At 68.3% G+C, this 12,475-nt stretch carries 13 protein-coding genes; 8 read left to right on the top strand and 5 right to left on the bottom strand.

Annotated features, from left to right (window positions below; translation table 11 throughout):
* Positions 1 to 23: 23 nt before the first annotated feature.
* Positions 24 to 401, bottom strand: a complete 378-nt coding sequence (locus VDQ18_RS19510; RefSeq protein ID WP_323022573.1) for a DUF883 C-terminal domain-containing protein — start codon at positions 399 to 401, stop codon at positions 24 to 26.
* Positions 402 to 569: 168 nt separating this feature from the next.
* On the opposite strand from VDQ18_RS19510, the gene VDQ18_RS19515 reads away from it, so the two are divergent.
* Entirely contained in the window at positions 570 to 743 is a 174-nt protein-coding gene (locus VDQ18_RS19515) for a DUF1328 domain-containing protein (RefSeq protein WP_107754565.1), read from the top strand.
* Between the two features lie 78 nt (positions 744 to 821).
* Positions 822 to 1,316, top strand: coding sequence for a DNA starvation/stationary phase protection protein (locus VDQ18_RS19520; RefSeq protein WP_323022574.1), 495 nt, complete (start codon positions 822 to 824; stop codon positions 1,314 to 1,316).
* A 152-nt stretch (positions 1,317 to 1,468) separates the two neighbouring features.
* Here VDQ18_RS19520 and VDQ18_RS19525 read toward each other — a convergent pair whose 3' ends face one another.
* Complete coding sequence (locus tag VDQ18_RS19525) at positions 1,469 to 2,281, bottom strand: response regulator (RefSeq protein ID WP_323022575.1); 813 nt, start codon at positions 2,279 to 2,281, stop codon at positions 1,469 to 1,471.
* Between the two features lie 111 nt (positions 2,282 to 2,392).
* Here VDQ18_RS19525 and VDQ18_RS19530 point away from each other — a divergent pair, with 111 nt between their 5' ends.
* Genes VDQ18_RS19530 through VDQ18_RS19540 form a run of 3 tightly spaced genes read left to right on the top strand, consistent with a single transcriptional unit; the run spans position 2,393 to position 4,891 of the window.
* Positions 2,393 to 2,548: a NepR family anti-sigma factor gene (locus VDQ18_RS19530; protein WP_107754562.1), complete on the top strand. Its 156-nt coding sequence runs from the start codon at positions 2,393 to 2,395 to the stop codon at positions 2,546 to 2,548.
* On the top strand, positions 2,538 to 3,116 hold the full coding sequence (locus VDQ18_RS19535; protein ID WP_107754561.1) for an RNA polymerase sigma factor: 579 nt from the start codon (positions 2,538 to 2,540) through the stop codon (positions 3,114 to 3,116). Before VDQ18_RS19530 ends, VDQ18_RS19535 begins: the two co-directional genes overlap by 11 nt.
* On the top strand, positions 3,113 to 4,891 hold the full coding sequence (locus tag VDQ18_RS19540; RefSeq protein WP_323022576.1) for a sensor histidine kinase: 1,779 nt from the start codon (positions 3,113 to 3,115) through the stop codon (positions 4,889 to 4,891). Before VDQ18_RS19535 ends, VDQ18_RS19540 begins: the two co-directional genes overlap by 4 nt.
* Positions 4,892 to 4,976: 85 nt before the next feature.
* Here VDQ18_RS19540 and VDQ18_RS19545 read toward each other — a convergent pair whose 3' ends face one another.
* The 3 genes from VDQ18_RS19545 to VDQ18_RS19555 all read right to left on the bottom strand — a co-directional run bounded on the left by VDQ18_RS19545 (position 4,977) and on the right by VDQ18_RS19555 (position 7,703).
* Positions 4,977 to 6,008 (bottom strand): AI-2E family transporter, encoded by a 1,032-nt coding sequence (locus tag VDQ18_RS19545; RefSeq protein ID WP_323022577.1) that lies wholly within the window; start codon positions 6,006 to 6,008, stop codon positions 4,977 to 4,979.
* 106 nt (positions 6,009 to 6,114) lie between these two features.
* On the bottom strand, positions 6,115 to 6,837 hold the full coding sequence (locus VDQ18_RS19550) for a hypothetical protein (protein ID WP_323022578.1): 723 nt from the start codon (positions 6,835 to 6,837) through the stop codon (positions 6,115 to 6,117).
* 209 nt (positions 6,838 to 7,046) lie between these two features.
* A complete protein-coding gene (locus tag VDQ18_RS19555) occupies positions 7,047 to 7,703 on the bottom strand; it encodes an SH3 domain-containing protein (RefSeq protein WP_323022579.1) in 657 nt (218 codons plus the stop codon).
* A 206-nt stretch (positions 7,704 to 7,909) separates the two neighbouring features.
* Between VDQ18_RS19555 and VDQ18_RS19560 the strand changes: the two genes are divergently transcribed.
* The 3 genes from VDQ18_RS19560 to VDQ18_RS19570 all read left to right on the top strand — a co-directional run bounded on the left by VDQ18_RS19560 (position 7,910) and on the right by VDQ18_RS19570 (position 12,457).
* Positions 7,910 to 10,477 (top strand): putative PEP-binding protein, encoded by a 2,568-nt coding sequence (locus VDQ18_RS19560; protein WP_323022580.1) that lies wholly within the window; start codon positions 7,910 to 7,912, stop codon positions 10,475 to 10,477.
* A 303-nt stretch (positions 10,478 to 10,780) separates the two neighbouring features.
* Positions 10,781 to 11,428, top strand: coding sequence for a cell wall hydrolase (locus tag VDQ18_RS19565; RefSeq protein WP_323022581.1), 648 nt, complete (start codon positions 10,781 to 10,783; stop codon positions 11,426 to 11,428).
* A gap of 123 nt (positions 11,429 to 11,551) precedes the next feature.
* The gene (locus tag VDQ18_RS19570) at positions 11,552 to 12,457 is read left to right on the top strand and encodes a dihydroneopterin aldolase (RefSeq protein ID WP_323022582.1); all 906 of its coding nucleotides are present in this window, start codon (positions 11,552 to 11,554) and stop codon (positions 12,455 to 12,457) included.
* The last annotated feature ends 18 nt before the right edge of the window (positions 12,458 to 12,475 follow it).

A 12,475-nucleotide genomic window follows, 5' to 3' on the forward strand; every position in this document is an offset into this window, starting at 1 on the left:
CAGGGCCAGCCGCCGCGCCACGATCAGCGCCGCGCCGCCAGCGCGCCGACCAGGAAGCCGATCGCCGCGGCGCCCGCGACGGTGCCCGCGGGATGCTCGCGCACCAATTCCTCGGCGCCCGAGGTCGCCTGCTCGGCCAGGCTGCGCAGGTTCTGCGCCTGCTGGGCGCCGGTCTCGCGCAGCCCCTCGGTCGCACCGAGGAAGCCGCTGGCGGCGGCCTGCGCCGTGCCGACAACGCCATTCGCCGCGGCCTGCGCCGTTTCGGTCGCGCGCTGCGACAGGCTGCGTTCCTGTGCCTGCGCGAAGGCGCGCAGCTCTTTCGTCAGATTGCCCAGATCCGCCTTCAGCGCGTCGAAATCGCGCTTCAGATCGGCGGTGCTCGGTTGCGTTGCGCGGGCCATCATCATCTCCTCGACTGGGTGGAAGGGAATTTATCTCTCGCCCAGACAACGCCTCGCCCCCGGCCCGGGTTCCCGCAATTATTTCGGGAACCATCCGCGACGGACTCCGGTTGACCCTGCGAAGGCCGAGCAATCACGCCGGCCCCCAATCGCAGAAGGAGACCTACCATGCTTGGATGGGCCCTGACTTTTCTTGTCATCGCCATCATCGCCGCCGTCTTCGGTTTCGGTGGTATCGCCGCGGCTTCGGCCGGGATCGCCAAGATCCTGTTCTTCGTGTTCCTGGCCCTGTTCGTCATCGCGCTTCTGGCGCGGGCGCTGCGCGGCAGCCCGCCGGTCTGACGGACCTGACCCGGGCGGCGCCGCCCTTCCCGCGCCGCCCGGTTTCCGGCTGACCCCCACAGAACTAGGAGCATTGCCATGAAAGACCTGCGAACCGTCACCCCCGGCGCCGTCAAGGTGAAGACCGGCGTCGAGGCCCCCGAAGCCGTCGCCGAGAAACTCGCCGAGATCCTGAGCGGCACCTATGACCTCTTGATCCGCACGCATGAGGTGCATTGGAACATCGAAGGTCCGATGTTCTATGGCGTCCACATGCTGACCGAGACGCAATACGGCGAACTTTTCGCTGCCACCGACGAGCTGGCCGAGCGGATCCGTGCCCTGGGCCATCTGGCCCCGGCGACGCCCGGCGCCCTGCTCGACACCGATGCCAAGGGCACCAAGGCCAAGGCCGGTGCCGCCGCCATGGTCACCGCGCTGAAGGACCGGCACGAGGCGCTGTCGCGCGCCTGCCACGAGGGGATCACCCTGGCCGAGGACAGCGGCGACCCGGTGACCGCCGACATGCTGACGGCCCGGTCGGCCGCGCATGAGAAAGCGGCCTGGATGCTGCGCTCGATGGCCGCCGGCTGATCGGGGGCCCCTGCCCGGCCCTGCCGGTTCGGCCTGGCCCCGCGCTCCCCAGGCGCGGGGTCTTTTCGTCCCTTCCCCCGGGGCCGGGCCCGCAAACGAAAAAGGCGGCGCCCCGAAGGACGCCGCCCAGGCGAGGGAACCGTGAAATGGTGTCAGACGCGCAGCGTCTCGGTCGAGGAGAAGAACATCGCCTGGCTCACGGCCGAGCGGACCTGCTCTTCGGTATAGGGCTTGGTGATGACGAAGGCCGGTTCGGGCCGCTCGCCGGTCAGCAGGCGTTCGGGGAAGGCGGTGATGAAGATCACCGGCACGTCGCCCGCGCTTTTCAGGATCTCGTTGACCGCTTCGATCCCCGAAGAGCCATCGGCCAGCTGGATGTCCGACAGGATCAGGTCGGGCCGCTCGCGGCCGAACAGATCGACGGCGGCGCGATGGGTCGGGGCCACGCCGGTGATGCGGTGGCCCATGTCGGCGACGATGCTCTGCAGGTCGAGGGCGATGATCGCCTCGTCCTCGATGATCAGCACCCGGCCGGCGACGCTGTCTTCCATGTCGCGCAGCGCGATGCGGTAGAGTTCGTTCACCTCCTCAGGAGTGGTGTCCATGATCACGGCGATCTCGTCATCGGTGAATTCCTCGATGGTCCTGAGCAGCAGGACCTCGCGCGTGTTCGGCGCCAGACGCGCCAGATGGCGCTGCGCCCGGGCGGTGATCCCGTCCTCGGCCCCTTCGGTCAGGGCGCCCGAGGACGACCAGATGGCGTGGAACGCCTTGAACAGCGCGACCTTGTGGGAATAGTCGCCGTCAAAGACCGACCGGTCGAGCAGCAGCGCCTCCAGAGTGGTCGCCGCGTACCGGTCACCGGTCGCCTGGCTTCCACTCAGCGCCCGGGCATAGCGGCGCAGGAAGGGCAGCAGGTCGGCGACGATGACGGACAGGAACTGTTCCTTCTGGGCAGTCGGCATTTTTTTTCAGTCCTTTTCGCGAAATTCTTGGAACCAAACGCGCTGTCTGGTGTTTGGTTCCGAACGTCTGTGAAAAATCTGCAAGTGGAAGGCGCGTTGCCTGAGAAGCCCATGCACAATGAACAACCATCGAGCGCCCTGGAAGACCAGATCGCGGACAACCTTCGGCGCGCCTTCCAGGAACGCGCCAGCGAGAAGGTGCCTGACCGCTTTCTCGATCTGCTCCGCCAGTTGAGGACCCAGGACGAGACACATCATGACAGCTGACCCCGCCGTCAGTCAGGACCCGCGGGACGAGCTTGTCACGCATCTGGGTCCGATGCGCGCCTTTGCGCTGTCCCTCACCCGAAACGGCGCGGAAGCGGACGATCTGGTGCAGGAATCCCTCGTGAAGGCCTGGAAGAACATCGAGAGTTTCCAGTCCGGCACCAACATGCAGGCCTGGCTCTTTACCATCCTGCGCAACACCTTCTATTCCATCCGCCGAAAGCGCTCGCGCGAGGTGGCCGATCCCGATGGCATCGTCGCCGGGCAGATGTCGGTCAAGCCCGCGCATGACGGGCGGCTGCAACTGGCCGAGTTCCTCGACGCCTTTGCCCAGCTGCCGGTCGAACAGCGCGAAGCGCTGGCGCTGGTCGGCGCCTCGGGCTTTTCCTACGAGGAAGCGGCCAACATGTGCGGCGTCGCGGTCGGCACGATCAAGAGCCGCGCCAACCGGGGCCGGGCCAGGCTGGTGGAATTGCTGCATCCGGGCGAGACCGGCTATGCTGACATGACCGACCGTGTGACGGCGGCCATCGTCAATGCCGGCGCGCAGGGACGCCTCTCGGCGTGAGCGGCGGGTCGTGGTGGCCGTTCCGCGGGCTCGCGGCCCGGGTGGCGGGGACTCTGGCCATCGCGCTGATGCCGATCGGGGCCATTGCCGTCTATCAGGCGGTGCAGATCGGCGCGGATGAACAACGCCGCGTCGAGGCGGCGCTGCTGACCTCGACCGCCGAAGCGGCGGCGGGCGAGGCTCTGGCCATCTCGGCCGCAGGCGGCGCGGTGGCGACGCTGGCCGCGCATGTCGCGGCCGATGGCGGCGCGGTCGACGGCTGCTCGGAGATGTTCGTCAACGTGGTCCGCGCCACGCCGCAATTCTCCTTCGCCGGCTATGCCGATGCCGACGGGATCCTGCGCTGCGCCTCGGCCGATGTCGGGCGCGACATGACCGACGGGCTGCTCTATCCGGTCATCAACCGTGACCGGCAGCCGGTGGTCATGGCCTCGGGCTTCGGCGCGATCAGCGGCACCTCGGTGATCGTCTCGGCGGCGCCGGTGCGGATCAACGGCGATTACGCGGGCTTCGTCCTGGTGTCGGTGCCGCATTCGCGCATCTTCGGCATCCCCGGCAGCTCGACGCTGGACGCCAATCTCGACGTGCTGACCTTCAACGCCGAGGGCGACGTGCTGTCGACCGGCGGCGATTTCGGCGATGTCGCCGAGATGGTGCCGGTCGGGCGCCCCCTGCCCTCGCTGGTCACCAACCGGCAATATTCCTTCAGCGGCCACACCGCCTCGGGTGAGCAGCGGATCTTTGCCGTGGTGCCGATCATCCCCGGCGTGGTGCATGCGCTGGGCAGCTGGCCGCGGCCGACGCTGGGCTGGATGCGCCTGTCACCCATCCTGTTCCCGGTGCTGATGCTGATGGTCGGGCTGGTGGTGGCGATGGGCGCGGTCAATGCGCTGGTCATCCGCCATATCCGCCACCTGCGCCGCAACATGACCGAATTCTCCACCTCGCGCCGGATCGAGACGCTGGCCCCCAGCGGCCGCCTGTCGCAGGAACTGGCCGAGATCGACGAGGCCTGGACCGACCTTGCCAACCGGCTGGTCCAGGACGAGGCGGAACTGGAGAACATGGTCCACGAGAAGAATGTGCTGCTGAAGGAGGTCCACCACCGGGTGAAGAACAACCTCCAGCTCATCGCCTCGATCGTGAACCTGAAGATCCGCCGCGCCTCGACGCCCGAGGCCCGCCGCACCCTGAAAGAGGTGCAGATGCGGGTCATGTCCATCGCCTCGGTGCACCGCGCGCTCTATTCCGGGCCGACCAGCGGACAGGTGGCGGCCGATGAGCTGCTGAATTCGGTCATCGCCTCGACCATCTCGGCCGGGCTGACCGATGACCGGCTGATCACCATCAACCAGAGCTATGCGCCGGTGCAGCTCTATCCCGACCAGGCGGTGCCGCTGCTCTTGATGGCGTCCGAGGCGGTGACCAACGCGCTCAAATACATGGGGCGGCTGGAGAATGGCGAAGCGACGCTCGAAATCGCCCTGACCGCCGAGGGGCTGAACGCGAGCGGCCAGAACACCGCCGTGCTGCGCATCGCCAACACCCGGGGCACGCCCTTCCTGGCGCCCGATCAGGTCTCGGGCTCGGGGCTGGGGCGGTCACTGATCGCGGGCTTCGCCACGCAGATCGGCGGCACCGTGGTCACCGATGTCAGCGAGGATTGGTACGACTTCCGCCTCACCTTCGAAGCGGACACCTTCAATCCCCAGTCCCAGGACGCGAACCTTCAGGATGTGGATGCCGAGGGCAGCGCGCCGAAACCGGCCGGGTAAGCGGCGAAGGGCACAGCAAAAAAGGGTCGCGCGGCGATCAGCCGCGCGACCCTTTTCGTTGCGGACAGCCCTGGTGCCGCCGCCCTCAGACCAGCAGGCGGTGGGGTTCCTGCCTTGCGTGGGCCATGGCGTCGTTCCACAGCGATTGCACCCACAGCACCAGCGGGATCGCGACGATGCCGCCGATCGGTCCCCAGAGCCACAGCCACAGCGTCAGCGACAAGAAGACCAGCAGGGGATCCAGCCGCATGCGCTGGCCGATCACCATTGGCGTGACGAATTGCGCCTCCATCAGGTTGATGCCCAGATAGATCAGCATCGGCGCCACCGCCGCCACCCCGTCGAAAGCCACCGTCCCGGCCAGCAGCAACATCGCTGCGGTCACCGCCGGGCCCAGGTAGATGACGAAATTCGCCATCCCCGCCACCACGCCCCAGACCGGCGCGCCGGGCAGGCCATAGGCGGCCAGCGCCAGCCCCACCGCCGTGGCCAGCGCCACATTGATCAGCGTCACCGCGCCGAAATAGCTGGCGACACGCGCCTCGGCCCGGCGGAAATCGCCGGGGCGGAAGCCCGCGATCTGCGCCCAGTCATAGACGCGGTCCTTGCCCATCAGGAAGAAGAAGAGCCCGCCCAGGAAGATCAGGATCTGCGCCCCCAGCGCCGGCGCCATCCAGGCCGCATCGGCCAGCGACGGCAGCGCCGCCGCCGCGCCCTCGGCCCCCGCGGCGCCATCGGCCGCCTCGGGGGCAATCGCCTCGATCACCTCGCGCTGCGCGTCGATCAGGCCGCTGAGGCTGTAGCGTACATCCAGCATGGCCGAGCGCAGCTCGCGCGAGACGCGCGGCCAGGCATCGACGATCTCGACCACCCAGGGCTGCAGCGTCAGGGCGATGCCGGCGATGAAAGCCAGCGCCAGCAGCAGGGTGATCGTCGCCGCGATCGAGGGGCGGATGCCGATCCGCCGCTGCACGTTCATCACCGGCGTCAGCACCAGCGCGGTGACGAAGGCCAGCACCAGGGGCGCCATCACCGCCTCGGCCACCTTCAGCGCCCAGGCGAGGGCCAGCACGGCCAGCACGGTCTCGGGCCAGCGGTTGCGCAGAAATTCCGTCATGGTCCGGACCTCGGGTCAAAGGGGGTCAAAAGGATCGAATGAATCAGCAGGATATACGAAATGCGGGGCCCCGAAGGGCCCCGCGTCAGGTCTTTGTAGAACCGGATTACATTTCGACTTCCGGCATGGCTTCCAGCTCGGCCTGGGTGCGCGAGACGACGACGTGTTCCACGTCACCTTCGGCATCCACCGCGACCCGCAGGTCGTCGGCCGTCAGGGCCACCGGCTTTTCACCGATGCCAAGGAAACCGCCGACATCGATCACGAAGCGCTCTTCGTTGCCATCGGCGTCAGCCGGGAGCACGGCGCTGATTTCGCCGACCCATTCGGCATTGGCGTCATAGGCACGCGCGCCGATCAGCGAGTCGAGTTCGGTCACCGAAGCCACCTCGACCAGGGTCTCGCCCTCGTCGGTCAGCTCGCTCGAGGCGGTCGCCGAGGCGTCGCCCATCGGCATGGTCGAGGCGTCGCTTTCACCCGCGGCCATCGAGTCGGTCGCGGCATTGCCCATCGTCTCGGTCGTGCCCGCAACGCTGGTGTCGCTCGACGCCGCACCCGGGGTCAGCGTCGTGTCGCTGTCCATGGTGGCTTCGGCCGAAGCGTCGGCGTCAGCACAGGCAACACCGCCCGCGCAGAGCTCGGTATCGGCCGAGGTCGCCGCGCTGCCGGTGGCATCGGCGGTCAGGCCATCAGCGGTTTCGGTCGCGGCGCTGGTCGCGGTATCGGCGGTGGCGCCCAGCGTGGCGGATTGGGCATAGGCCGCGGTCGAGCCGGCGGTCATCGCCATGGCCAGGACGAAGGGGAAGAGTTTTTTCGGTTGCATCTGCATCGTCATCTCCTGTCGTTGTGACGCTTGGTGCGTCTCTGGGAGGAAAACGTCCCGCGGCAGGATCGGTTCCGACTTTTTATCGCAATGGGGCAAAAAATCGGCAAAATATTTTTTTGAAATCAGATACTTGTTTCAATAACGCCGGAAGGGCGCGACCCCGCGAAGGGGGCCACGCCCGGACCGGATTCAAGGTCCCGTAGGGTCAGGGATCAGCGCACAACGCCGATCACGCGCATGTCGGAACGGTCGACCAGCACGGTGTCGCCATTGATGTTCAGATAGGCGACGTTCTGGTTGTCGGGCACTTCATAGATCGTCACATCCGCCGGCACCTGGGCGCCGACCACCGGCTCACCCGACAGGAAGACCGGCTGCACGGGGTTGTTGCGGACATAGACCTCGACCTCCGGGTCGACCGAGGCATTGGCCGCGATCCCGGTCGCCATGCCGCCGGCGATGGCGCCGATGGGACCAGCGATCAGCGCACCGGCCACGGCCCCGATGCCGCCCGCGATCAGCGTCGCTTCGTCACGGGGGCTGGTGTCCTCGATCACCGTCACGGTCTGCGAGGTGACCTGCGGCAGCGGCTTCATCGCGCCGTCCTCGTCGAACATCAGATAGGGCGCATAGGCCCAGCCGGTGCCCGAAGCGGTCTGCACTTCGCACCATTCCTGCGTGGCGAGGCAGCCGTCGACGGTGACCGATTCCCCGTTCTGAATGACACTCAGAATGCGGAATTCGGGACCCGGGCCCGCGCGCAGGTTCAGGTCGGCCGAGGCGGCGGCACTCGCCGCAGCGGCGCCCATCGACGAGGCGGCGAGGGCGGCAACCGACACGGTGGCGAGGGTCAGCATCTTGGCTTTCATGGTCTTCTCCATTTTCGCTGAGCGGGGCGCATCGGCCCCGCCGGTATGGCGATAAAACCCCCCAGCCCCGGGCCGGTTCCCCGCTTTCGCCCGGCAGGCGGCGGATTGCCGCCAGCCGCCTGGCCCGGCGACGTTCCTGCCGCGCGGATTTCTGCGCTTGCACGGTGGCGCGACAGGTCTATCCTGCGCCGCGAACGGAGTCCCCCATGCCCATCAGCAATCTCAACCTGCTCGATTATTCCGAGATCACCGGCTCTGCGCCCATCGCGCTGCGCACGCATGGCTGGCGGGCGAAATGCCTGCAGCGGCTGGTACGGCTGGACCTGCCGGTGCCGAAGACGGTGGCGCTGTCCTTCAACGCCGTGCGCGCCATCGCCGCCGGGCAATTGCCGGACCTCGGCGGGCTGGTCGGCCGCTTCGCCTCGGACCAGTTGCTGTCGGTGCGCCCCTCGGCCGAGAATTCGGACTGGGGCGGCCCCAGCGCCGTGCTGAACATCGGCATGAACGACGAACGCCACGCCGCCCTTTCGGCCACCCATGGCGAGGCGGTGGCGACCGCGCTCTATCTCGGCTTCGTACAGGCCTATGCGGTGCATGTGGCGCGGCTGGACCCGGACCTCTTCCCGCTGGGCGAGCCCTGCCTGCCCGCGCTTCAGGCCGCGCTCTATGATTTCGAGAAAGAGATGGAGGAGCCCTTCCCCCAGGACCCCAAGCGCCAGCTGGCCGAGGTCCTGCGCTCCATGGCCCGCGCCTGGGAGGGGACCTCGGCGCGCCTGCTGCGCCAGGCCAAGGGTGCGCCCGAAGAGGCCGGGCTGGGTCTGGTCGTGCAGGCCATGGCCGGCGGCTTCGGCACCAGCGAATCCGGTGCGGGCGTGATCCAGATGATCGAGCCGGTGACCGGCGCCCCGCAGGTGACCGGGCGCTACGCGCTGGGCGGGCAGGACCGCGGCGCGGTCTCGAACAACCCGCAGGCCATCTACCTCACCCGCGACCCGCGCGGCCCCTCGCTGGAAGATCAGGACCCCGATGCCTTTGCCCAGCTGGTCCGCCATGTGGAGGTCTGCCGCCTCAAGCTGCGCGAGGAGATGCAGATCGAGTTCACCATCGTCAACGGCCAGGTGGCGGTGCTGGACGCGCTGAAGGTCCAGCGCTCGAGCCGCGCGGCGGTGCGCGTCGCCGTGGCGCTGGCCGAGGACGGGATCATCACCCGCAAGGAGGCGCTGACCCGCGTCACCCCCCGGGCGCTGTCGGAACTGCTGCACCGGCAGGTCGATCCCCGCGGCCCGCGCGAGGTTCTGGCCCGCGGCATCCCCGCCAGCCCCGGCGCCTCGACCGGGCGGCTGGTCTTCACTTCGACCGCAGCGCAGGCCTCGGCCTCGCGCGGGGAACCCTGCATCCTTGTGCGCCGCGAAACCTCGCCCGAGGATATCCGCGGCATGCATGCGGCGGCGGGCGTCCTGACCGAGCGCGGCGGCATGACCAGCCACGCCGCGGTGATCGGCCGCGGCCTGGGCGTGCCCTGCATCGTCGGCGCCACCGGCATCCGCATCGACGCCAAGAACCGCCAGCTGCATACCGGTCGCCATGTCCTGGACGAGGGCGAGCTGATCACCATCGACGGCACGGTGGGCGAGGTGCTGCGCGGCGCCCCCAACATGCTGGAACCCGCCACCGACCGCTGGTTCAACACCCTGCTCGACTGGGCGGACGAGATCCGCGACATCGGCGTGCGCGCCAACGCCGACACCCCGTCCGACGCGCGCTCGGCTCGGAACTTCAAGGCCGAGGGCATCGGCTTATGTCGCACCGAACATATGTTCTTCGAAGACGACCGCCTGACCGTCATGCGCGAGATGATCTTCGCCGATACCGGGCAGGACCGGGCGGCGGCGCTGGCCCGGCTCCTGCCGATGCAGCGCTCGGACTTCAAGGAACTCTTCTCGATCATGCAGGGGCTGCCGGTCTGCATCCGGCTCTTCGACCCGCCGCTGCACGAATTCCTGCCCCATACCCGCGAGGGGATGAAGCAACTCGCCGACGCGCTGGACAAACCCTTGTCCGAGATCACCCGCCGAGCCGAGGAACTGGCCGAGTTCAACCCGATGCTGGGCCTGCGCGGCGTGCGGCTGGGCGTGACCCTGCCCGAGATCTACGAGATGCAGGCCCGCGCCATCTTCGAGGCGACGATCGAGACCGCCAAGCGCGGCGAGAAGGTCGTGCCCGAGATCATGATCCCGCTCGTCTCGGCCATGCGCGAAGTGGAACTGGTCAAGGCCCGCATCGACGCGGTGGCGGCGGCGGTGCGCGTGGCCAAGGGCTCGGCCTTCGAATACCGGTTAGGAGTCATGGTGGAGACGCCCCGCGCCGCGCTCAGGGCGGGCGAGATCGCCCAGCACGCCGATTTCATGTCCTTCGGCACCAACGACCTGACGCAGATGACCTACGGGTTGTCGCGCGACGACGCCGGGCGCTTCATGTCCTATTACATCCAGGCCGGTGTCTTCCCCGAAGACCCGTTCCACGTCCTCGATACCGATGGCGTGGGCGAGCTGCTGCTCATCGCCGCCGAGCGGGGACGGCGGGCCCGCAAAAGTCTGACATTGTCGATTTGCGGCGAGCATGGCGGCTCCCCCGAATCGATAGCCTTCTGCCGCGCCGCGGGCTTCGACTATGTCTCGTGCTCGCCCTACCGCGTGCCCGTCGCACGGCTCGCCGCAGCGCAGTTGACTCTCAAGGCCGAAGATGCAGCCGAGGAAATGCCAGACCTTCGCTGACTGACGTTCAGCCGTTGAATCTTGCGGGAAATTCGCCGCGACTCAGGCGGGGGTTCCCCCGCCATGCGGCGGCGCGGCATCGGCCGCCGGGGGGCACCCGGGGAAAACCCAGTCATATTGTGGACTTGGAACGCGTTTTGCGCTAATCCGAGGGCAGATGAACGGCGTGCCAGGGGGGGACACCGCGCCGCCTTCGTCGCGAAAACGACACAAAACGACACAGAAGATGCCGCATCCTGGCGGCACACCGGACGCCTTTGGCATGGCCTTCGTGCTGCCCTCGGCTGACATAGGATGGACGGTATGGGAATCGTGAACCGGCTCGCGGCCTTCGGGACCGCGCTTGCCCTGACCCTTTCGGCGCAAAGCGCCGCCGCCGACCTGCCGCTCGAGCAGTCGCTCGCGCTGGCCTTCAGCGCCGAACGCGAGGCGATGCGCGGGGTCAGTTCCTCGCTGGTCAGCCGGGCGACGACGCCCTTCGACAACCCCGCCGATATCCTGCGCTACGACGCCAGCTATCTGATGGAGATGCCGCAGTCGAACGACACCCCGGTGCAATGCCTGGCCGAGGCGATCTATCACGAGGCCCGCGGCGAGGATGTCTATGGCCAGTTCGCCGTGGCCGAGGTGATCCTGAACCGCGTCGACCTGCCGAATTACCCCAACAGCGTCTGCGGCGTCGTGCACCAGAACGCCGAACACCTGAACGCCTGCCAGTTCTCCTATGCCTGCAACGGCCGCTCGCGCGAGATGGTCGAACCCTCGGCCCGCCGCCTGGCCAATGCCATCGCCCAGATCATGCTCTCGGGCGCCCCGCGTGAGCTGACCGACGGCGCCACGCATTTCCACACCACCGGCGTGCGGCCCCGCTGGGCGCAGAGCTTTCACCGCACCGCCCAGTTCGGCTCGCATCTGTTCTACCGCGAACCGGTGCGCCTGACGCTCAACTGACCCGCCCGCCGCCTTTCGGAAACCCCGGGCGTCGCCCCCGGGCTCCGGCATGCCGCCTGCGGGCTGGGCAAGCGGCCTCGTGCAGGGTAAGTCCCGGACAGCATCCCTGACGCGAGGCTCACCATGAGCACCGATATCCATCTCGCCTTCGCCCATCCCGAGGAGCGCGCCGAAGCCACCGCCTCGGCCGATCCCCGCGACCGGATCGCGCTGCGCGACTACCTGGTCGAGGCCGAGATCGGCGCCTTCCAGACCGAACGAGGCCATTCGCAACGGCTGATGTTCAATGTCGTGGTCGAGGTGCGCCCGCCCCAGGGACCGATCGACGACGATGTCGACCGCATCATGTCCTATGACACGATCACCGAGGCGATCACCGACGCGCTGGCGGCCGGGCGGCTGAACCTGCTGGAGACGCTGGCAGAAAGCGTCGCCGAACGCATCCTCACCCACCCCAGGGCCATGCGCGCCTTCGTGCGGATCGAGAAACTCGACCGCGGCCCCTTCAAGCTGGGGGTCGAGATCGCCCGCACCCGCGCCGCGACGCCGCTGCAGGTCGAGGGCAACGCCACGCATCCGCTCGTGGTCTACATGGACAACGCCGCTATCGCCGCGCCGGATTTCTCGGACCGGATCGACCGGCTGGAGGCCCGCGGCGCGCCGATCATCCTCTGCACCGGCCTGCCCGACCTGCCCCGCCCCGAGGTCGCGGTGCGCGCCGTGCAGCAGCGCATCGACCTGCTCAGCGTCGGCCTGAACGCCTGGGCGCTCGCCGCCCGCGACCGCCGCTGCCTGGTGGTCGAAAGCCGGACCGAGATCGACTGGGCCATCCGCCAGGGCCGCACCATCGTCTGGGCGCCCTCGAAACTGGTGCTCGACGCGCCGGACGGGCCGGTCAACCACGCGCATAACGGCCCGGCGCTGGCGCTCTGGCTGGCCGAAACCCTCGCCGCCTCTGCGCTCCTGCTACCCTGGGGCGTGACGCTGCCGGCCGGCACACGCATCCCGCTGGAAACCTTCCCAGGCTGAGCGCTGCGCGGGAGGAAG

The organism is Pararhodobacter sp. (assembly GCF_034676075.1).
GTDB lineage: Bacteria > Pseudomonadota > Alphaproteobacteria > Rhodobacterales > Rhodobacteraceae > Pararhodobacter.

Bases quoted from the DNA above. Each gene is read 5' to 3' on its own strand.
- VDQ18_RS19510 (WP_323022573.1), bottom strand. From the start codon at position 401: ATGGCCCGCGCAACGCAACCGAGCACCGCCGATCTGAAGCGCGATTTC.
- VDQ18_RS19515 (WP_107754565.1), top strand. From the start codon at position 570: ATGCTTGGATGGGCCCTGACTTTTCTTGTCATCGCCATCATCGCCGCC.
- VDQ18_RS19520 (WP_323022574.1), top strand. From the start codon at position 822: ATGAAAGACCTGCGAACCGTCACCCCCGGCGCCGTCAAGGTGAAGACC.
- VDQ18_RS19525 (WP_323022575.1), bottom strand. From the start codon at position 2,281: ATGCCGACTGCCCAGAAGGAACAGTTCCTGTCCGTCATCGTCGCCGAC.
- VDQ18_RS19530 (WP_107754562.1), top strand. From the start codon at position 2,393: ATGCACAATGAACAACCATCGAGCGCCCTGGAAGACCAGATCGCGGAC.
- VDQ18_RS19535 (WP_107754561.1), top strand. From the start codon at position 2,538: ATGACAGCTGACCCCGCCGTCAGTCAGGACCCGCGGGACGAGCTTGTC.
- VDQ18_RS19545 (WP_323022577.1), bottom strand. From the start codon at position 6,008: ATGACGGAATTTCTGCGCAACCGCTGGCCCGAGACCGTGCTGGCCGTG.
- VDQ18_RS19550 (WP_323022578.1), bottom strand. From the start codon at position 6,837: ATGCAGATGCAACCGAAAAAACTCTTCCCCTTCGTCCTGGCCATGGCG.
- VDQ18_RS19555 (WP_323022579.1), bottom strand. From the start codon at position 7,703: ATGAAAGCCAAGATGCTGACCCTCGCCACCGTGTCGGTTGCCGCCCTC.
- VDQ18_RS19560 (WP_323022580.1), top strand. From the start codon at position 7,910: ATGCCCATCAGCAATCTCAACCTGCTCGATTATTCCGAGATCACCGGC.
- VDQ18_RS19565 (WP_323022581.1), top strand. From the start codon at position 10,781: ATGGGAATCGTGAACCGGCTCGCGGCCTTCGGGACCGCGCTTGCCCTG.
- VDQ18_RS19570 (WP_323022582.1), top strand. From the start codon at position 11,552: ATGAGCACCGATATCCATCTCGCCTTCGCCCATCCCGAGGAGCGCGCC.